Source organism: Rapidithrix thailandica (assembly GCF_039710355.1).
GTDB classification, from domain to species: domain Bacteria; phylum Bacteroidota; class Bacteroidia; order Cytophagales; family Flammeovirgaceae; genus Rapidithrix; species Rapidithrix thailandica.
This window is the reverse complement of the sequence record NZ_JBDKWZ010000020.1, coordinates 1-16,856: the sequence shown is the minus strand read 5'-3', so window position 1 is coordinate 16,856 and position 16,856 is coordinate 1. Positions and strand designations below refer to the sequence as shown.

Genomic DNA, 16,856 nt, shown 5'->3' with positions numbered 1-16,856 from the left:
AAAAAGAAATACCAACTACCACGATGTTTGTATTGCTATTTTATGAATAAATAGTACTATACTAAGAGTGATAGATGGCATTTTATATTTTAAAAATCCTCTACTACAATAAATGATCCAGAACCTGTGAAATCCTGGATAAATCCTCTTCCGTCATATTTGACCCGGATGGAAGACATAGGCCTGTTTGGAAAAGTATTTCGGCTGTTCCGTCACCATAGAAAGGTGCCTTTTCAAAAACGGGTTGCAAATGCATAGGCTTCCATAAAGGTCTTCCTTCAATATTTTCATCAGCCAAAGCTTGCAATATTGTTTCTGTCTTGATTTGATTTTTTATACTGGGATCAATTAAAATACAACTGAGCCAACGGTTTGAAAAATTTTCCGAGCTTTCTTGTTGCAGTGTGATACCTTCTGAATTCTTGAATATTTCCTGATAAAACTCAAAAACCTTTCTTCTTTGGTTTACACGTTGATCAATTACCTGCATTTGTCCTCTTCCTATTCCAGCACATACATTACTCATTCGGTAGTTAAAGCCAATTTCTGAATGTTGATAATGTGGAGCTACATCTCTGGCTTGAGTAGCTAGGAAACGTGCTTTTTCAATCCATTCTTTATTATTGGAAAGTAAAGCCCCTCCACCAGAAGTAGTGATAATTTTATTTCCGTTAAAAGAAAGAATACTTAAGTCACCTAAACTACCACAAGCTTGACCTTTATATGTAGAACCTAACGCTTCAGCAGCGTCTTCAACTAAAGGAATTTCATAGCTAGCAGCAATTTGGCGAATTTCATCTACTTTGGCTGGCATTCCATATAGATGCACATAAACGATGGCCTTAGGTTTTTTGCCTTTTTGAATCCGGTCTTTTATAGCTTCTTCTAAAAACTCAGGGCTAATGTTCCAAGTATCTTTTTCGCTGTCTATAAAAACTGGAGTAGCACCTTGATAAGTAATGGGATTAGCCGAGCCACAAAAAGTAAAGGATTGACAAAGCACCTCATCTCCCCTTTGTACTCCTAACAGAATTAAAGCCAAATGTAAAGCCCCTGTACCGGAGCTTAATGCAGCGGCATGTTTGGTATTTGTATATCTCTGTAAGTCTTCTTCAAAACCATTTACATGAGGCCCCAAAGGAGCAATCCAATTGGTTTCAAAGGCTTCTTTTACAAATTCAAACTCCTTTTCTCCCATATGAGGGGAGGATAGCCAGATTTTTGGTTTAGTACTCATATTTTAACTACTATTATTTTGATCGAATTGAATTAGTCACAAATATACTTCTTAACAGGAGTTTTGTCACTTTATTCCTAGTTCCAAATATTTGCCCAAAGCATGCCCATATATTCATGCATAACTTTGTTCATTCGAGTTAAAGAACCAATTGAAGGTAGGAAGGAAATCCAGTTAACAGAATAAGTTTTTTTAATCAAGTGGTTGGTAGGGGCGGGGATGGGACATAAACCAAAATGTTGGAAATGTTGCATTGCTCTTGGCATATGAGTGGCATCTGTTACAAGTACCAGAGGGTGACTGCCTCCAAAACACTGAAAATAAGCTTGTGCTTCTTCAAAAGTATTTAATGGACTCGTCAACATCAGGGTATCTGCTGGCAAGGTACCTAATAAAAGGGCAGCCTCAGCTACTACCTCAGCCTGTGTTTTCGGCTGGCTGATTTTTCCAGCTGATAACACTAATTTAGCTCCAGGGACTTGTCTGTATATTCTAAAACCTTCTACTAGTCGACCAAGCGTGCTATTCTCTAATTGATTGGTGGAAGGCAGACGATCATCAACCCCGTAACCGGCCCCCAGCACCATAATATGGACAGTGTTACTTTGAGGGTGAAATTCATTAGGTTCAAAAACAGAATATTGGGACTCGAGCTTATTAATCAGATAGTTAGGAAGGAAAGGTGTCGAGGCTAGCAGGAAATATAAGATACAAAAGCAAAAAAGTATAAAGGCCGGTTTTCTTCTTCTATATAAAAGGAGAAAACCAGCTATTCCTGTCATCATAACTATTGTGGGTAGAGGATGAATAAGGTAAGAGAGTGAGGAATATAGCATCAACTATATATCTTATGAAGATTCAAATTATTTAGCTTCCTTTTGGGATAGCTAATACTTTTTCTTTATGCCGGAAAAATACTACTGAATCATCTCCTATGTTTTTATCTAATACCATTCCCGCTGCAATTTTATTCCTGTTTCCTACTTGTATTGAGGGGATGGTAGCACTATTAATCCCAAAGAGGTTTTCATCTCCTACTCGAGTAAATCCGGAAAAACAGACATTTGGGCAAATGAAATTGAAATTGCCAATGTTGGAATCATGCCCCATACTACATCTTGCATTCAATAGTGTAAAATCTCCAATTTTTACATTGGGGCCAATATTTACATGAGGAGCAATTACTACGCCTTTACCAAGATAAGCAGAAGGAGATACATAGGCGTCACAATGTACAAAAGATGTAAACTGAGCATCCTTACTCAAGAAGTTTTCTATAATTGGGCGTCTGTATTTCAAATTAGCAATCCCTATAATATACTCACAGTCATGGTGAATGTCATGATTTTGTATACTACCTAATAGAGGTGCGGAAAGCTTATATTTTGAATAGTTATCAGGGTTGTCATCTAAAAAACCAATTACTTCAAGATCTTTATTTCTAGTTTTTTGCTTAGAGTATAAAATATATTCATCTATTTCTGCTCCGTGACCACCTGCTCCAATAATAATGATTTTCTTCATAAGGTATTAATTCAACGGGCTGTATATCCCCCATCTACAAATAAATTAATTCCAGTAACCCATTTAGAGGCTTCTGATAAGAGGTAGATGCATGCATTTGCTACATCCTCAGCCTGTCCCAATCCTAGTGGGTGGTAGCTTTTAATCTGATTTAAAGAAGTCTCATCCTGGCTATATACCGCCTCCTTTGACATGGGAGTTTCTACTACTCCAGGTGAAATACAATTAACCCTGATCTTTTTACTTGCTAGTTCTATCGCCAATGATTTTGAGCCTGCAATTAAAGCCCCTTTGGACATACTGTAAAGTGATTTACCGGCTTCACCTACTGCTCCCATCACCGAAGTAATGAAGATAATACATCCTCCTTCTTCACTTATGAACGCTTTTTTGGTAACAAGTTTCGTTAGTTGTATGCCACCGTGAACATTGGTATGCAGAAACTCATCGAGCTTTCGAGGGGTAATTGCTCTAAGAGGTAAAGTGGTTGAGATACCAGCACAATTCACTAATCCATGTATTTTCCCTTTTTGGGATACAATATCTTTCAAAACTTCTTCTACCTTGGAATAATCAAGTAAATCAAGGGAGTAAGTTAAATGCTTGAGGGGAGTGGTAGTAGAATTTAGTGTTTGATCCAACCTTTGTTTATCTCTACCAAGTAATATCACATTTGCTCCCATCTGGCTACAGTTAATTGCACACTGCCTGCCAATACCTGAAGAAGCTCCTGTAACAATTATATTTTTTCCTGTTAGACTAAAAGGTGTTTTTTCTATATCCATAAATACTATACTTCTGTTATATCACTTATATGGCAATCTTCAGTATTGATAATTGCCGTTGCCCAAGACATGCCTACACCAAAGCCACATAATAAAAGTTGTTTTCTCTCTTGTAATTTATTTTGTAACTCTGAAACAATAGTAAGCGGAATCGAGACAGAAGACGTATTCCCAAACTTCGCAATGGAGATAGGAGCTTTTGCTGCTGTAATCTTCATTTTCTTTTGTAAATACCCATTCATATAACTATTTGCTTGGTGAAACACAAAATAGTCTATTACAGATAAGTCCACTTTTGCGTGAGAAGAAAGAGCTTTTATATTTTTGGGAATTTCTCTGATTACAAAGTTAAAAACATCAGCTCCATTCATATATCCATGTTCTTCACTTCGAATATTTCCATATTCATCAATAACCTTTTCTTTCAAAGTATCAACCGAACTAGGGTTTCTATATCCTCCAGCATTTATTTTTATCAACGATTCTCTGGAACCATCGGAGTTTAAAGAAAAGAAACTGTCTCCAAATTTTTTGTCTTTTTCAATAAGCGCTGCAATTCCTCCATCTCCAAACAGAAAAGCCGTTTTTCTGTCTTTAGGTGAATAAACCCTAGAACGGGTTTCTCCATCTAACAATAAGGCTTTCCTGAGACCATTTTGTTGCATAAATGAATATACAACAGACAAGCCATACACAAATCCTGAACAGCCTAAACTCAAATCAAATGCAATTGTTGTGGATGGTAAATCCAGTTTATGTTGAAGAATCACAGCAGTAGCTGGCATTCTATAATCCGGAGTCTGAGATACAAATACCAATAAATCTATTTCCGATTTATCAATCTCCATATCCGAAAAAAGCTTTTCTGCAGCAGCAAAACATAAATCTGAAGAACAGGTATGTTCATCGACAAAACGTCTCTCTTCTATCCCAGTTTTTTCAACAATTTCTTTAACGTCCTCTTTGTTGAAGTGGGCCGTATATTCGTAATTGTTAATTACAGTTTTCGGTACAGCTGCTGCTATTCCGGTAATTCCAATATTTTGAAATTCTAAAAAAGCCATGGTTGAAATTCTTTCTTTATCAGGTTGGCTTGAATGATATATTTAACAAAAAATACCTAAAACGCATAGAACATGTTAGGTTCAAAAAATAGAAGGGGAGATATAAAAAACTATTTTGCTCGTTTATTAATTTCATTAAGCAGATCTCCAACAGTTACTATTTTCTCAAAATCATTATTCTCAATTACAACGCTATAATTTTCGTCTAACATTGCAATCAAAGAAAGTTGACCAAGAGAATCCCATTCGTCATATTCACGAAATTGATCGTTCAAAGATATCTCTTTGTCTTCAATTTCTAAAGCTTCTTTAAATGCGTTTATAAATTGTTCTTCCATAATAATGCTTAAATTAAGTATTGAGATTAAATATTTTTTATTAGTAATTTTCATTACCTACAAACTCTTCCATTGTCATGCTTGTTTGAGAACTAATTCCCTCTTTTAGGAAGACTTTTTTTATAGTAAGAAATAAAATTTTCACATCTAAGGCAAAACTAATATTTTCAACATAATAAACATCATGTTCAAACTTTTCTGACCAAGAAAGAGCATTCCTACCATTTACTTGTGCCCAACCTGTAATTCCAGGACGAACTTCATGCCTTTTAGCTTGCCTGTCATTGTAACGGGAGAGGTACTTTACAAGTAAAGGCCGGGGACCAACTAAACTCATATCTCCTTTTAGCACATTGACCAGTTGGGGGATTTCATCCATAGATGTTGAGCGAATAAATTTTCCTACTTCAGTTAATCTTTGAGCATCAGGTAGTAATTTACCAGTAGTGTCTCGTTTATCATTCATCGTTTTAAATTTGATGACCTTAAAAACCTTGTCACCCAAACCCGGTCTATCTTGAAAGAAAAAAGGTTTGCCATGATTAGCAAGAAATAATAAAGAGGTAATTATAAAAAATAGAGGGAGTAGTAAAAGTAGACCAATTAAGGCTGCAGTAAAATCGATTAGCCGCTTAAAAAAAGATTTATACATTCTTTTTGGTGTTTAATTATTCGGTGATATATCTTTCAGCATTATCAGGTCCAAAAAAATTAGTAGCTTTCACTGCTTTCTCTCTTAACATAAGATGTTGCTCATGATCTGAAGCTAATTGGTCAATAAATTTCCCAATAGCTTTTACTTCATTTGGTTGAAAAGTTTGCCCTATATTATATTGATCAATTAAGTTATGTAATTCAGAATCTTGACCTGCAATAGCTAAAATAGGAGCTCCTACTGACATTAAATTAAATGTTTTGCTTGGAACACTTAATTTTGATGCTTCTTCTCCTAAAGTAACTACTCCGAGATCGGCAGCCGAAAGGGAATAAGGAAAAAACTCTGTTGTCTGAAACGGTAAAATAAGACAATTGCTTAAGTTATTTTCCACTTTCTTTTTTTCTAGTAATACCTTTTTTTCTCCTTCTCCTATAATTACAAAAAAAACTTTTTTTGATGAAACTATTTTTGCAACGTCCAAAAGTACTTCAACCGGATGAGTTCGTCCTAAATTTCCAGAATACATGACTAAAAACTTATCATGTAGATTGTATTTTTTTATGAAAAGGTTTTCTTTTTTTTCTAATGGTTTTAAAAAGGAGTTGTCAGTCCAAATAGGTACTATCTCAATTTGATTAGAAGTAATATACTGTTTTAATAGATCTTTCATTCCTTTACTAAGTGTATATACCTTATGGGCTTGAGCAAAAATGCGTTTATTTGCTTTTTTCCACATTTGGATCAAGAATGAATCTGTTTTGAATATCTTATATGCTAATAAGGTATCCGGGTAAACATCGAAAATTAATAAGCGAAACGAATTTTTACAAAAGAGAGGTAGAAATGTCGCAAAGGGAGGATTAGAGACAATAAACAATTCAGCTTTGCGATATTTTGTCTTTATAATCCAAAGCATTTGTAAAGCTCCAACAGTCCACGTGAATAACCTTTTTAAGGTAGAAGAACGATCATAGGCAATTGTTTTTTCTAGTTTGACATTTGAGGGTAAAGGATTATTCCGGGTAATTACTCTGCCAGTTATCAAAGAACATGTAAATCCTCTTTTCAAATAAGCATTTATAATATCAATCATCAAGTAACCTGAGTTTTGATTGATAAATACTATTTCCTTTCTCATTTTTTAATTATAATTTATTTGATGTATCAAACAAATTAAAAAAGTTTTTTAATGTATATACTTGATTTAAATTATTATATAGTAATCATTTATCTATTCGCAGTTTTTACCTCCACTTCAAATCTATTTTATTTAAATATGACCTCTTTAAGTAGTTTTACTTGAAAATCAGGATTGTAGGATTTATCGACAACTAACTGACATTCTTTAATCAATTGTTGACTTTTTGTTGGGTGTAATGATAACCATTTAGCAAGTTGTGAAGCCAATGATATGTGATCATTAACATTAAAAAATAGGCCTGTTACTCCATTCTTTATAGCTTCGAATTCTGGGCCTTGATATGGGAAATTGTTGTGAGTAATTACAGGAGTTCCATATGATAATGCATGGATTGCAGTAAGTCCAATCTCCCCAGGAGAAACACATACATCAGCATTAAAAATCAAATTCCCATTAATTTCTTCATCATAGCTAGGACCATAAAACCATATATGTTTATCAATTCCTTTTTTCTTACTATATGATTTAATTTCATGGATATCGTTACCTGTACCAACAATTACCATGTTTAAATTTAAATTTAATTCTTCTTTGCAATAAAGAAGTGCGTCTATAAGCTGGCTAATTTTTTTTTGTTTTTGAACCCGTCCTATATATATTATCATAGGGTTAGTATTTTTAAAATATTCTTGATAAGGTGATGACAGTTTTGTAGATTTTTCTCTGGCTTTTAATATTTTAGAATGATTTAAACTGTTATTTATTACATGAATTTTTTCTTTAGGTACACCTGATTCTATCATTAATTTTTTCGAGTAATCTCCGTAAACAAAAACACCCTTTGATAACCTAAAAAATATTGACTTAATTTTTTTCTTAACATTTGATTCTCTACCATAAAATCCATGAGACCATAAATATAAATCTTTATTAATTATGTTTGATATTATAAGAATAACCCATGTACTTATACAGTAAAGCTCCCCATAAATTATGAAAGTTTTATATTTTCTTAATAAAGAGACAGATCCCTTTATCCAATTAAAATAAGAAAAAAGCTTTATAAACTTGAGAGTTTTTGGTTCTTCTTTGAAACTATTAAATGACATTTTTTTTATCTTCGCGAAAGTCGCTGAGCCAAAATAAATATCAGCATTTAGTTCTTTTTGTATTTTAACTAATACCTCTTCCCTATAATGAGATGGATAATTAAATAGAACACAAACTCTTTTATTTATATCAGAATTATTCATTGTTAGTAAGCAGTATAAATTAACAAGGTTTTTTATTTCCCTTGTTTAAATGAAAATTATTTATGTCTAATTAACGTTTATTTAGACAAATACTCTTTCCTAATTCAAAAGTATATATACAACCAAATTCTAGAAATATTAATGATAAGTTGTAAGCCTACAAATTTAGATTTTTTTAAAAAAAATTATTAAGTCTGTTAAGAGTTATTTAACGGTTATTGTCTGTCATAATACCCCAAAGCTTCTTGACTTTCATAGTCTTCTGAAATTGAAGTAGTCAAAATGACCTTTCAGTTATCCATATTTCACTTAATAAGCAAAAGCCTTAGCATATGGATGGAAGAGAATTTCCGCTTCTACGTCTGCCTACTAGCTCAGGTTTTCTACCCATTCCATAAACTGATTTTATAGGCCTGATCGGCCTGTTTTTTTATTTTGTGTAGATAGCCTAAGAGCGGTTTGACTATCTTTTGGTCTACTGTGCCATGATGCTTATTGGATTGACGACATTGACTAGTCTGGGCATGTCGTTGATGACATGCCTTTTCCGGCCAGCTATCTTCTTTTTCCATCTAGTCTGGTGGCTTGGTCGATAAAAGAGGCACACTTGATTAACTGATTATCAATGGAAAGTATGTATGCTTGGGTTAGCCTTCTAGACTTTCCTGTTTATTCTAACTTGTCGAGGGTCGTGTCGTATTCACAACTCTCAACAGAGTATTGTGCCCTCTCTCTGCCATTTTGGAAATAATAATATACCATGTACCAAGGAGGATGTCCTTCTATCGAGAGGCTATACCATTATTGCCCATTGCGTAGGCAGTACAAGAAAGAGTCCACTACATCCCGAAAATCATATTTCCATAAACTTTATTGTTTGGTCACTTCAAAATTTTATTATGATCTTAATTGTGTTTTAACAATGTATCGTAATTTATAAGTTGAGCTTTTTCCTTAACCTTGCTAAATTCTTCAGATTTTAGGTATTCATATTCTCGTACTCTTGTGTGTGTTAAAATTGTCTTGGGAAGATCGGCAGTTGTTATAGCTGGGTGACAACATATCTCAAAAACTCCTTCTAAAGATGTAAGAGATTCTAACGATGCTTCAGCTAAGTATTTAAAAATGTCCAGGGCTCTATAACTTTTAGTTAAAATTAAACCATCTCCATGAGTGAAGTGATTTCCTAATTTATTAGTGTGCTGTATTAATAAAAGTTCTAGGAAAGTTCTTTTGAGACCAAAGAATTTTATGGTATTTATTCTTGGAGAATTCATGTTTATAAGTTTAGTTGAATTCATGCCAATAATATGTTTATTATAAACTCTAATGGATTTTTTTAAATTTAATTCGTGTTTTAATGAAATTAAAGCATTTGTTACCACATTAAATTTTGTAATATCATTATGAGAATCAAAATGGCTAATGCTCTCCTCTCCAATATGAGCTTTTAATCTGTTATATTGTGCCTTTAATTCAGTTAATACTTCAGGTTTATTTATTTTTCCTAATAAGGCTCTGCGTTTAAATTCATTGACTGAATAAAAACTATCATTTTTGTCTACTAATGAAGGAATATATAAAGGATCTGATATGGGTTTCCCCATTGTTAAATTAAAATGCAACCCTACACTAATATTCCCATATTTCATTAATTCAATAACTTGTTTATAGAAAGGCATATTAACCATTACAGTTGTTGAGGTAATGGTACCTTTTTCAGCTAATTCAAAAACAGCGTCATTTGTAGATTGTGAAAACCCAAAGTCATCAACATTGATTATTACTTTCATTAGCCTTTATCTATTTAAGTTTAATACTTTTTGCAAATTTGCTGTTACTCTTTCTATACTATGAAATTGCTCCGCTCTTTTTTTTGCATTACTAGCAAACTTCATTGCATTTGTATAATCATTTATGAACTTCTTAATTGAAGTTGATAAGCTTAAACTATTTTCATGTTTATATGCAGCTTTGTGACTTGTTAAGTATTCAGAAACAGCTACATTGTCAGGTGTATATAAAAAAATTGGAGTGCCAGAAATCATATATTCTGTTGCTTTTGTTAACATTGATAATCTTATATAATTGATAGTGTCTTTATTGAAAGCAAGTGGTAATAAAAGAGCATGAGATCTTTTAAATATAACTGGAAGCATTTCATATTCAACAGTGCCTTTAAAGTATTTTTTTGCGTTTTGACCTAGATATTCATATATGACTTTAATATCATATGGAGAGTAAATAGAAAAAGCAATATTTAGACCTTCATTTTTTAAACTTTCAATAGCTCTGATAAATTGTTGTAGTGGTTGTATGGTATCCCGATTTACTTTACCTGCATAGATAAAAGTAAATATACTTTCTTTTTGGCTGTTTTTTAAAAAGTTGTCCGCATTCCAAAAATTGGTGTCAACAGGGTTATGAAATGCATGAAATGATAAATTATATTTTTGTGAGTACTCATTTGACATTTTATCACTAATAGTCAGTCTTATATCTGATTTATCAAGTGTTTTTTTAAAAGTAGTTATCATTTTTTTATTCCAATATCTTTGTAAAAAATGATATCGATGCCCACTGTGTACCCAATCATCAAAAGTGTGTATAGCTAATTTTTTTTGATACCTATTTTTTAAGATAAGTAAGAAGTTCATTTTTTCAAGATCTTCTGTAGTACCATATATAATATCTGGGTTAAAGTTTTGTATCCATGTATCAAGTACATCCGAAATTGTATATTTCCTAGTTTTATATATTAAACCAGTAATGTACAAAAAATTAAGTTTTAATTTGAATAAGAGCCTTTTTATAGAACTCTGCGTTCTAATTATGTCATTTTTGACCTCTTCGTGTTGTACTTTATCTTTTATATATTTGTTGAAATGGCATGATTGTCTTACTTTCTGGAAATGTCTAAAAGGCCAAACTAATGTTGTTTCTCGACTTCCTAAACAATAATATTTCTCAATATTCGAAACAGCAATGTCCTGTATATTGGAGCTGTATTCAAGTACGGCAATCTTTTCAGATGGCCATTTTTGAAATAAATTACTAATTGTAATCCCATTTGCTGTATTTTGGTTAAACCCACATACAAGTAAAACTTTAGGAAAGTTATGATTCATTTTTATTTAGTATGGATTTTTGACTAGAAAAAATACTATTAAAATAAGCTTTTAGAGGATACCTGGAAAACATCCCTAAAGGAACAACTATTGTGTTGATAGTCCAATAATATCCTGGAGTATAGAATAAACTAATAGCGGCAAACAAGGAAATACCAGATCCTATTATATAATATTTACTTTCTGTTTGAGACCGTTTATAACAATATAAAAAATTGAAAGCGAACTGGGATATATAAAATAATAATAAGATAACCCCTCCTTTAAATATCAAATTAGCATATCCAATGTGAAGGGTGTTACCAGCACTAAATGCAGTAGAAGTAATTACACCTAACCCTCGTCCAAATATGTAATCAATATAATCAAATTCTGAAAAAACCTTTTGAGTTTCTTCTAACCGATCAAACTCACTAATATTTTGTATTAAGTTTCCAAACCTTTCAGTTATAGTTGATGTTATATTTGCACTGAGAATTACTAATATAATTGAAATAAGTAATGTATTTCGAATCAGAATATTGGAGGGAATAATTCCCTTTGCAATTTTCTTATAAAAAAAGAAATATATAAATAAAACTATCCCTAATTCAAGAAACGGCTGCCTTTTTACATAATATATACTATAGAGTAATATAATGGTAAAGATCAGTGTAAATATTAATATATCCAGTACTTTATTTTTTATTCTTATTAAAGGGTATATTAGTAATAATATAAGCAATAAATTAACAAACATACTTTGAGTTAAGTATATTAAATATTCTTTTAGGTATTCAGAATCAGCAGAAGTAACAAAATGAAAAGTACTTTCTCTTGTAATACTTGATCCTGAAAATATCAACATGTAATTTAACTTAGGTATTACGTAAATGTAATAACAAATGAAACACATTGCTATCACATAAAAAAAGCGATTTATGGCTTGTTTTTCTATATCCTTCAAAAGGAATACGGATCCTATTATCCCAATAAAACAGATGTCAAATATAAGTGAGTACACATATCGATCACTAGAGTTTATGAATCCAAGAATAACTAGTAATATTGAAACTGCTTTCAAAATATAAGCAGTCTTTTGCTTTGCATATATGAAGAATAATATATATAAACCAATACCTGAAAAAGATAATAACACAATTCTTATAGTATCAAAACTAAATACCCACATAGCCATCGCAACTAAATTGATGCTATAAAGTATTAATACAAATCTGGTAATTAATCTATATTTTTTCAAGCCAAAAGATTATTGTAGAATAACTTCATTGTAAAACTGTATTGCTAGATTGTTGGGGGCCATTAAGGTGTTTTCATTACCTTGCCTTTGAGGAATATAATTAGCAAAAAGAACACCTTTAGAAAACTGAGGCCATTTACTTTTTAAATGATCTAGAATATCTTCTGCATCATAAAAGTTATATAGTATTTTTTTGAAATTACTTATCTTCTGTTCTGATATGGGCCTTTCTTTCAATAAAGTTCTGAATGGAGGATATCCGAAAATCATTGAATTAATACCCAAACAAGCTGCTTCTATTGTGGCTGTTCCTGTGATAGAAATAACTTTATCAGAATTTCGAATAATTAATCTTGAGTTTAATTTTGGGTGTGCCCATTTAACATTAGGGAATTTATCTATTTCTTTATAAAAATCCATTTTTCTAATGCCCTGCATTTTAGGATTTTCTTTTAACAATAAAATGTCTTCAGCGTTCATTGATTGACTGATCAAACGTATAATTTCTAGTTGATCTTTATACCATGGAGAATACGCAAGTATTGACATTTCTGGTTCAAACTGCAAAGGATAATAAAATAGATTATAACTTCTTTTACTTTTTGTCAAGTCTTCGTCATTGATAAACCTACAATTATAGGGTATTATTTTTTTTAGTAATATTCTTTCAGGTAGAATATTTGTTCTTTTTTTCTCTAAATATGTATATATATTATTAGGTATATTAGATGCGTCTTTTAATTCTTTGAATTTTATAGCTAAACTTTCCCAAAGACTTGGAAGTTTACTTTTTTTCATATAATGGATGGATTTTTCTGGAGCTAATTGTAATGAATCTATGTATTCAATTAATTTGCAATCTGGTAAAGCCTCTTTCCTGAAGTTTACTACATCCCAAGGTGACTCCATTATAAGTTGAGCATTTAAGGGGAAGCCAATAGGTTGAACAAAAAAGTTGTGCCCATCTTTCATCTTATTAAGATAAGCACTCACGAAATAAACAAAATGATCACATGTTAACGATACTAGTACACTTTTTTCTGGAATTAGTTTGTTTAAAGTGCATATATGAGATTTTATAAATTGATTGGATTGTTCTTGGGATGGTCTAAACCTCTCACAGTCAAAAAGTAAATTAATTCCAAAATTATAATGTTTGTTCATCCAAATATCAAATGATTTTGTCACTTTTGAGCTTTCTAAGTTATCATCTTTATACATGGATAATTTTTCAGGTAAATAGTGTACATTTTTACCTTTTTTCATTAGAGAATTTATAACTTTTCTTTGCATAGTTAACCATATAATATTGGCATGACCCTCTTTTTGAAGGATTAATCCTTCAAGCGAAAGAAAAAAGCTTAAATTCCAAGGTCTAACAATAAATACGTAGTTTCTCATTTTAAATTCTTTATTAGCATGGGATTACCATAAGCGATACAGTTAGGAGGTATAGACTTATTTACAATAGTACCAGCTGCGATTACACTATTAACCCCTATACTTACTCCTTTTAGTATGATGGCCCTAGCTCCAATAAAGACATTGTCTTCTATAGAGATGGGAGCTGTTTTTCCTGCATTAGGTTCTTGAATTCTTTGTTCTGCGTCTACAGGGTGAAAGTCTGTATCCCAAATTGCAACTCCTCCTCCTATTAAAACATTATCACCAATTGTAATTTTGGTTTTACAAGTAATACTAGCTCCAGAAATACCTACATTATTCCCAATATAAACTTTTGCAATATCTCCTGTTGCAGTGATAATTAATGGGTGTGATATACCGACTGGATTTGCAATTGAATTTGAATTAGCTTTAAAATTATCACCAATTATTATTTTACCATTGTTTCTAGCTAATAAAATGGGCATTCCATAGAACCGTGCATGTTTTCCAATTGTAATTCCACAAAAATTTATTAGATAGCCTTTAATTAAAGGTGACAAAACTTTGTTTTTAATAATTGAAAAATATGTAACAATATCTAAGTGTTTTTTTATCATATCATATTTTATTTTATTTTATAATAAACATAGCATATCATAAATATAGAATACCCAATGAATAAAAGGTTTTTGTAGTAAATTAAGTTAATTATAGATCCAAATTCTAAAATATTAATAAAATATAAACCATAAGTACTTGTTGACAAACCGGCTAGAAGCACAAAATTAATTTTATTAGATTTTAATACTCCCAAAATAACAGAAGGTCCTACAAATATATATCCCAACCCTCCAAGAACAGATGCCTTTGCATATTCAATTCCAGATACATATTTTGGTAAAAAAAGGTTAACAACTGGCTCAATTGTAATATAGACTAATCCAATTAAAGGAAATACAATAAGCAAGTTAATTAGTAATGATTTGACAAAAAAAGGTTTTAATACCTGTTTATTCTTACCTGATTTACCATATAAAGTTGATGCTTTTGGGTAAAAAATTGTTGTCAATGAGTTAGGGATAACAGGTATGATGAATAATACAAGTCTAGCTAGATTATAGTAACCTAATTCTATTTTATCAAAATTGTGTGTTATATAAAATTGATCGAAAATAAAAAACGTACTACTTAAATAGCTATTAAGTAAAATTGGAAATCCAGTGGTTATTTGTTCTTTAAAAGAATTTTTTGAGAATTTAACCCTTAGAAAAAATATTTTTTTATGAGTTCGTAATATTAAAGCTATTGCTAATTTTATGGCTGATTGAATCACAAATCCAACATAACCAAAAAAAAACATTAACAAGCTATTAGCTAGATAAATAGCATTATTAGTACTAATGAAACCTCCTAATTTTTTAAAATCTTGTCCAGTTCTATAAAGTGTATCAAAAAAAGTAATGATGGGTTGTGTAAAAACTGTTAAACCTAACAGCACATAAGCTAAAAAAGATATTTCAGAATATTGATCATCTGATGAAGTATTGTATATTAATATTACGATTATTATAGATACTACTGAAACACAAAATGAGAATACAAATCCGGTTGAAGATGCTTTCCTTAATTTTTCCTCTTCATTCGCCCCTTTATAATACGCTAAATTTCTATTTAATCCATTGAATACACCAAGTTGAAGAAATGAAAGATATGATGTCCAAAGCATTATAGATTGATGTATGCCAAGGGTTTCAGGAGCTATGTAACGCATTACCAATGTGTTAATAAGAAAGCTTACTATAGGAGTGCTATATTGCCCTAGTAAATATACTAGTTCTCCTATATTACCTTGAATCTTATTTTTAATAAGAGTTATCAAATTTTAATAATAAATTTAATTTAGAGAATAAAATGACTTTTCCTATTTTGTGTAAATAAAATACACTATAAGAATTGGCATAATTGAAAACTGTTATCTTGAATTAGAGGGGTATCAATATCTTATATGTTTCCAATTTCTTGGAAGTTATTTATGAATGTCAAAACCTTAACCTAAGTTTCTAATTGTAATTTGACCTAACAAACATTTATATATATGTTTATCTCTTTATACCAGGATTTTATTTATTTTCTAAATAAGTCCATGTAAGCGGTATTCCTCTTTTTAAATCCTGTGTCACGGTTTTTCCTAAAATACCTTTTAAATATTTAGGGTGCAGTCCATAACCTGGGCGGATAGACCGCACATTTTCTTCTGTGATAGCTTCTCCTTTTTTGATGTCATTTACCACAAATAATGACCTTGCAAATTTTCGGTTTTTCTCTACTTTTTCAGAGAGTTGATAGGTGGCTTTTCCCAAAGCTTTCTCCGTATCACGCACTGCTTCTACCATTTGTTTAAACTCTTGAGGATCTAAAGAGAAATCCGCGTCGGGTCCTCCTTGCTTTTTATCAAGGATAAAGTGCTTCTCAATGACTTTGCCTCCCAAAGCGACTGATGTAATAGGCGCAATAATTCCATATGTATGATCTGAGAGACCTACTTCTACTCGGAAACGTTTTTTCAAATCGGGCATGGTATTCAAATTCGCCAATTCCAACGGTGCCGGATACGCAGAAGTACATTTCAGTAATATGACTTGCTCATTACCTACCTTTTTGCAAGTTTCCAGGGCCAATTCAATGTCCTCCAAACTGGCAATACCCGTACTGATAATTACAGGCTTACCTTTAGACGCCACATATTCAATCAATGGAATATCTTGAATTTCAAATGAGGCTATTTTGTAGGCCGGAACATTGAGGTTTTCCAAAAAGTCCACGGCTGTTTTATCAAAAGGGGAAGAAAAGCAGATCAAGCCCTCTTCTCTGGCGACTTGAAACAGTTCCTGATGCCACTCCCACGGAGTATAGGCCTCCTTATAAAGATCATATAGCGTTCTTCCGTCCCAAAGTGTTCCTTGGTCGATGCGAAAATACTCATTATCACAATCAATGGTTAGGGTATCAGGAGTATATGTTTGAAATTTGATAGCATCAGCTCCCGCTAATTTAGCAGCCTTTATGGTATCAATAGCGATACGAATGTCTTGGTTATGGTTT

At 31.8% G+C, this 16,856-nt stretch carries 16 protein-coding genes; all 16 read right to left on the bottom strand.

Annotation, left to right across the window (positions count from 1 at the left end; genetic code table 11):
• Positions 1–103: 103 nt before the first annotated feature.
• Positions 104–1,237, bottom strand: a complete 1,134-nt coding sequence (locus AAG747_RS24715) for a DegT/DnrJ/EryC1/StrS family aminotransferase (RefSeq protein ID WP_346823932.1) — start codon at positions 1,235–1,237, stop codon at positions 104–106.
• A gap of 77 nt (positions 1,238–1,314) precedes the next feature.
• A complete protein-coding gene (locus tag AAG747_RS24710) occupies positions 1,315–2,022 on the bottom strand; it encodes an ElyC/SanA/YdcF family protein (RefSeq protein ID WP_346823931.1) in 708 nt (235 codons plus the stop codon).
• A gap of 82 nt (positions 2,023–2,104) precedes the next feature.
• Positions 2,105–2,761 (bottom strand): acetyltransferase, encoded by a 657-nt coding sequence (locus AAG747_RS24705; protein WP_346823930.1) that lies wholly within the window; start codon positions 2,759–2,761, stop codon positions 2,105–2,107.
• An 11-nt stretch (positions 2,762–2,772) separates the two neighbouring features.
• A complete protein-coding gene (locus AAG747_RS24700; RefSeq protein ID WP_346823929.1) occupies positions 2,773–3,546 on the bottom strand; it encodes an SDR family NAD(P)-dependent oxidoreductase in 774 nt (257 codons plus the stop codon).
• 5 nt (positions 3,547–3,551) lie between these two features.
• Positions 3,552–4,610: a ketoacyl-ACP synthase III gene (locus AAG747_RS24695; protein WP_346823928.1), complete on the bottom strand. Its 1,059-nt coding sequence runs from the start codon at positions 4,608–4,610 to the stop codon at positions 3,552–3,554.
• A gap of 110 nt (positions 4,611–4,720) precedes the next feature.
• A complete protein-coding gene (locus AAG747_RS24690; protein WP_346823927.1) occupies positions 4,721–4,948 on the bottom strand; it encodes an acyl carrier protein in 228 nt (75 codons plus the stop codon).
• 40 nt (positions 4,949–4,988) lie between these two features.
• Entirely contained in the window at positions 4,989–5,600 is a 612-nt protein-coding gene (locus AAG747_RS24685) for a sugar transferase (RefSeq protein ID WP_346823926.1), read from the bottom strand.
• Between the two features lie 16 nt (positions 5,601–5,616).
• Positions 5,617–6,744 (bottom strand): glycosyltransferase family 4 protein, encoded by a 1,128-nt coding sequence (locus tag AAG747_RS24680; protein ID WP_346823925.1) that lies wholly within the window; start codon positions 6,742–6,744, stop codon positions 5,617–5,619.
• 128 nt (positions 6,745–6,872) lie between these two features.
• On the bottom strand, positions 6,873–8,000 hold the full coding sequence (locus tag AAG747_RS24675; RefSeq protein WP_346823924.1) for a glycosyltransferase: 1,128 nt from the start codon (positions 7,998–8,000) through the stop codon (positions 6,873–6,875).
• 905 nt (positions 8,001–8,905) lie between these two features.
• The gene (locus AAG747_RS24670; protein ID WP_346823923.1) at positions 8,906–9,793 is read right to left on the bottom strand and encodes a carbohydrate deacetylase; all 888 of its coding nucleotides are present in this window, start codon (positions 9,791–9,793) and stop codon (positions 8,906–8,908) included.
• Positions 9,794–9,799: 6 nt separating this feature from the next.
• Entirely contained in the window at positions 9,800–11,128 is a 1,329-nt protein-coding gene (locus tag AAG747_RS24665; protein ID WP_346823922.1) for a glycosyltransferase family protein, read from the bottom strand.
• Entirely contained in the window at positions 11,118–12,368 is a 1,251-nt protein-coding gene (locus tag AAG747_RS24660; RefSeq protein WP_346823921.1) for a hypothetical protein, read from the bottom strand. The genes AAG747_RS24665 and AAG747_RS24660 overlap by 11 nt, the downstream gene beginning before the upstream one ends.
• Before the next feature lie 9 nt (positions 12,369–12,377).
• On the bottom strand, positions 12,378–13,769 hold the full coding sequence (locus AAG747_RS24655) for a capsular polysaccharide export protein, LipB/KpsS family (RefSeq protein WP_346823920.1): 1,392 nt from the start codon (positions 13,767–13,769) through the stop codon (positions 12,378–12,380).
• Positions 13,766–14,371, bottom strand: coding sequence for a DapH/DapD/GlmU-related protein (locus tag AAG747_RS24650; RefSeq protein ID WP_346823919.1), 606 nt, complete (start codon positions 14,369–14,371; stop codon positions 13,766–13,768). The genes AAG747_RS24655 and AAG747_RS24650 overlap by 4 nt, the downstream gene beginning before the upstream one ends.
• An 8-nt stretch (positions 14,372–14,379) precedes the next feature.
• Positions 14,380–15,633, bottom strand: a complete 1,254-nt coding sequence (locus tag AAG747_RS24645) for a lipopolysaccharide biosynthesis protein (protein WP_346823918.1) — start codon at positions 15,631–15,633, stop codon at positions 14,380–14,382.
• 241 nt (positions 15,634–15,874) lie between these two features.
• A partial coding sequence (pseI, locus tag AAG747_RS24640) for a pseudaminic acid synthase (RefSeq protein ID WP_346823917.1) occupies positions 15,875–16,856 on the bottom strand: 982 nt, incomplete at its 5' end.

Coding starts and splice junctions, on each gene's coding strand:
- AAG747_RS24670 (WP_346823923.1), bottom strand. CDS start 9,793: ATGAAAGTAATAATCAATGTTGATGACTTTGGGTTTTCACAATCTACA.
- AAG747_RS24665 (WP_346823922.1), bottom strand. CDS start 11,128: ATGAATCATAACTTTCCTAAAGTTTTACTTGTATGTGGGTTTAACCAA.
- AAG747_RS24705 (WP_346823930.1), bottom strand. CDS start 2,761: ATGAAGAAAATCATTATTATTGGAGCAGGTGGTCACGGAGCAGAAATA.
- AAG747_RS24650 (WP_346823919.1), bottom strand. CDS start 14,371: ATGATAAAAAAACACTTAGATATTGTTACATATTTTTCAATTATTAAA.
- AAG747_RS24715 (WP_346823932.1), bottom strand. CDS start 1,237: ATGAGTACTAAACCAAAAATCTGGCTATCCTCCCCTCATATGGGAGAA.
- AAG747_RS24695 (WP_346823928.1), bottom strand. CDS start 4,610: ATGGCTTTTTTAGAATTTCAAAATATTGGAATTACCGGAATAGCAGCA.
- AAG747_RS24685 (WP_346823926.1), bottom strand. CDS start 5,600: ATGTATAAATCTTTTTTTAAGCGGCTAATCGATTTTACTGCAGCCTTA.
- AAG747_RS24655 (WP_346823920.1), bottom strand. CDS start 13,769: ATGAGAAACTACGTATTTATTGTTAGACCTTGGAATTTAAGCTTTTTT.
- AAG747_RS24700 (WP_346823929.1), bottom strand. CDS start 3,546: ATGGATATAGAAAAAACACCTTTTAGTCTAACAGGAAAAAATATAATT.
- AAG747_RS24710 (WP_346823931.1), bottom strand. CDS start 2,022: ATGATGACAGGAATAGCTGGTTTTCTCCTTTTATATAGAAGAAGAAAA.
- AAG747_RS24680 (WP_346823925.1), bottom strand. CDS start 6,744: ATGAGAAAGGAAATAGTATTTATCAATCAAAACTCAGGTTACTTGATG.
- AAG747_RS24690 (WP_346823927.1), bottom strand. CDS start 4,948: ATGGAAGAACAATTTATAAACGCATTTAAAGAAGCTTTAGAAATTGAA.
- AAG747_RS24675 (WP_346823924.1), bottom strand. CDS start 8,000: ATGAATAATTCTGATATAAATAAAAGAGTTTGTGTTCTATTTAATTAT.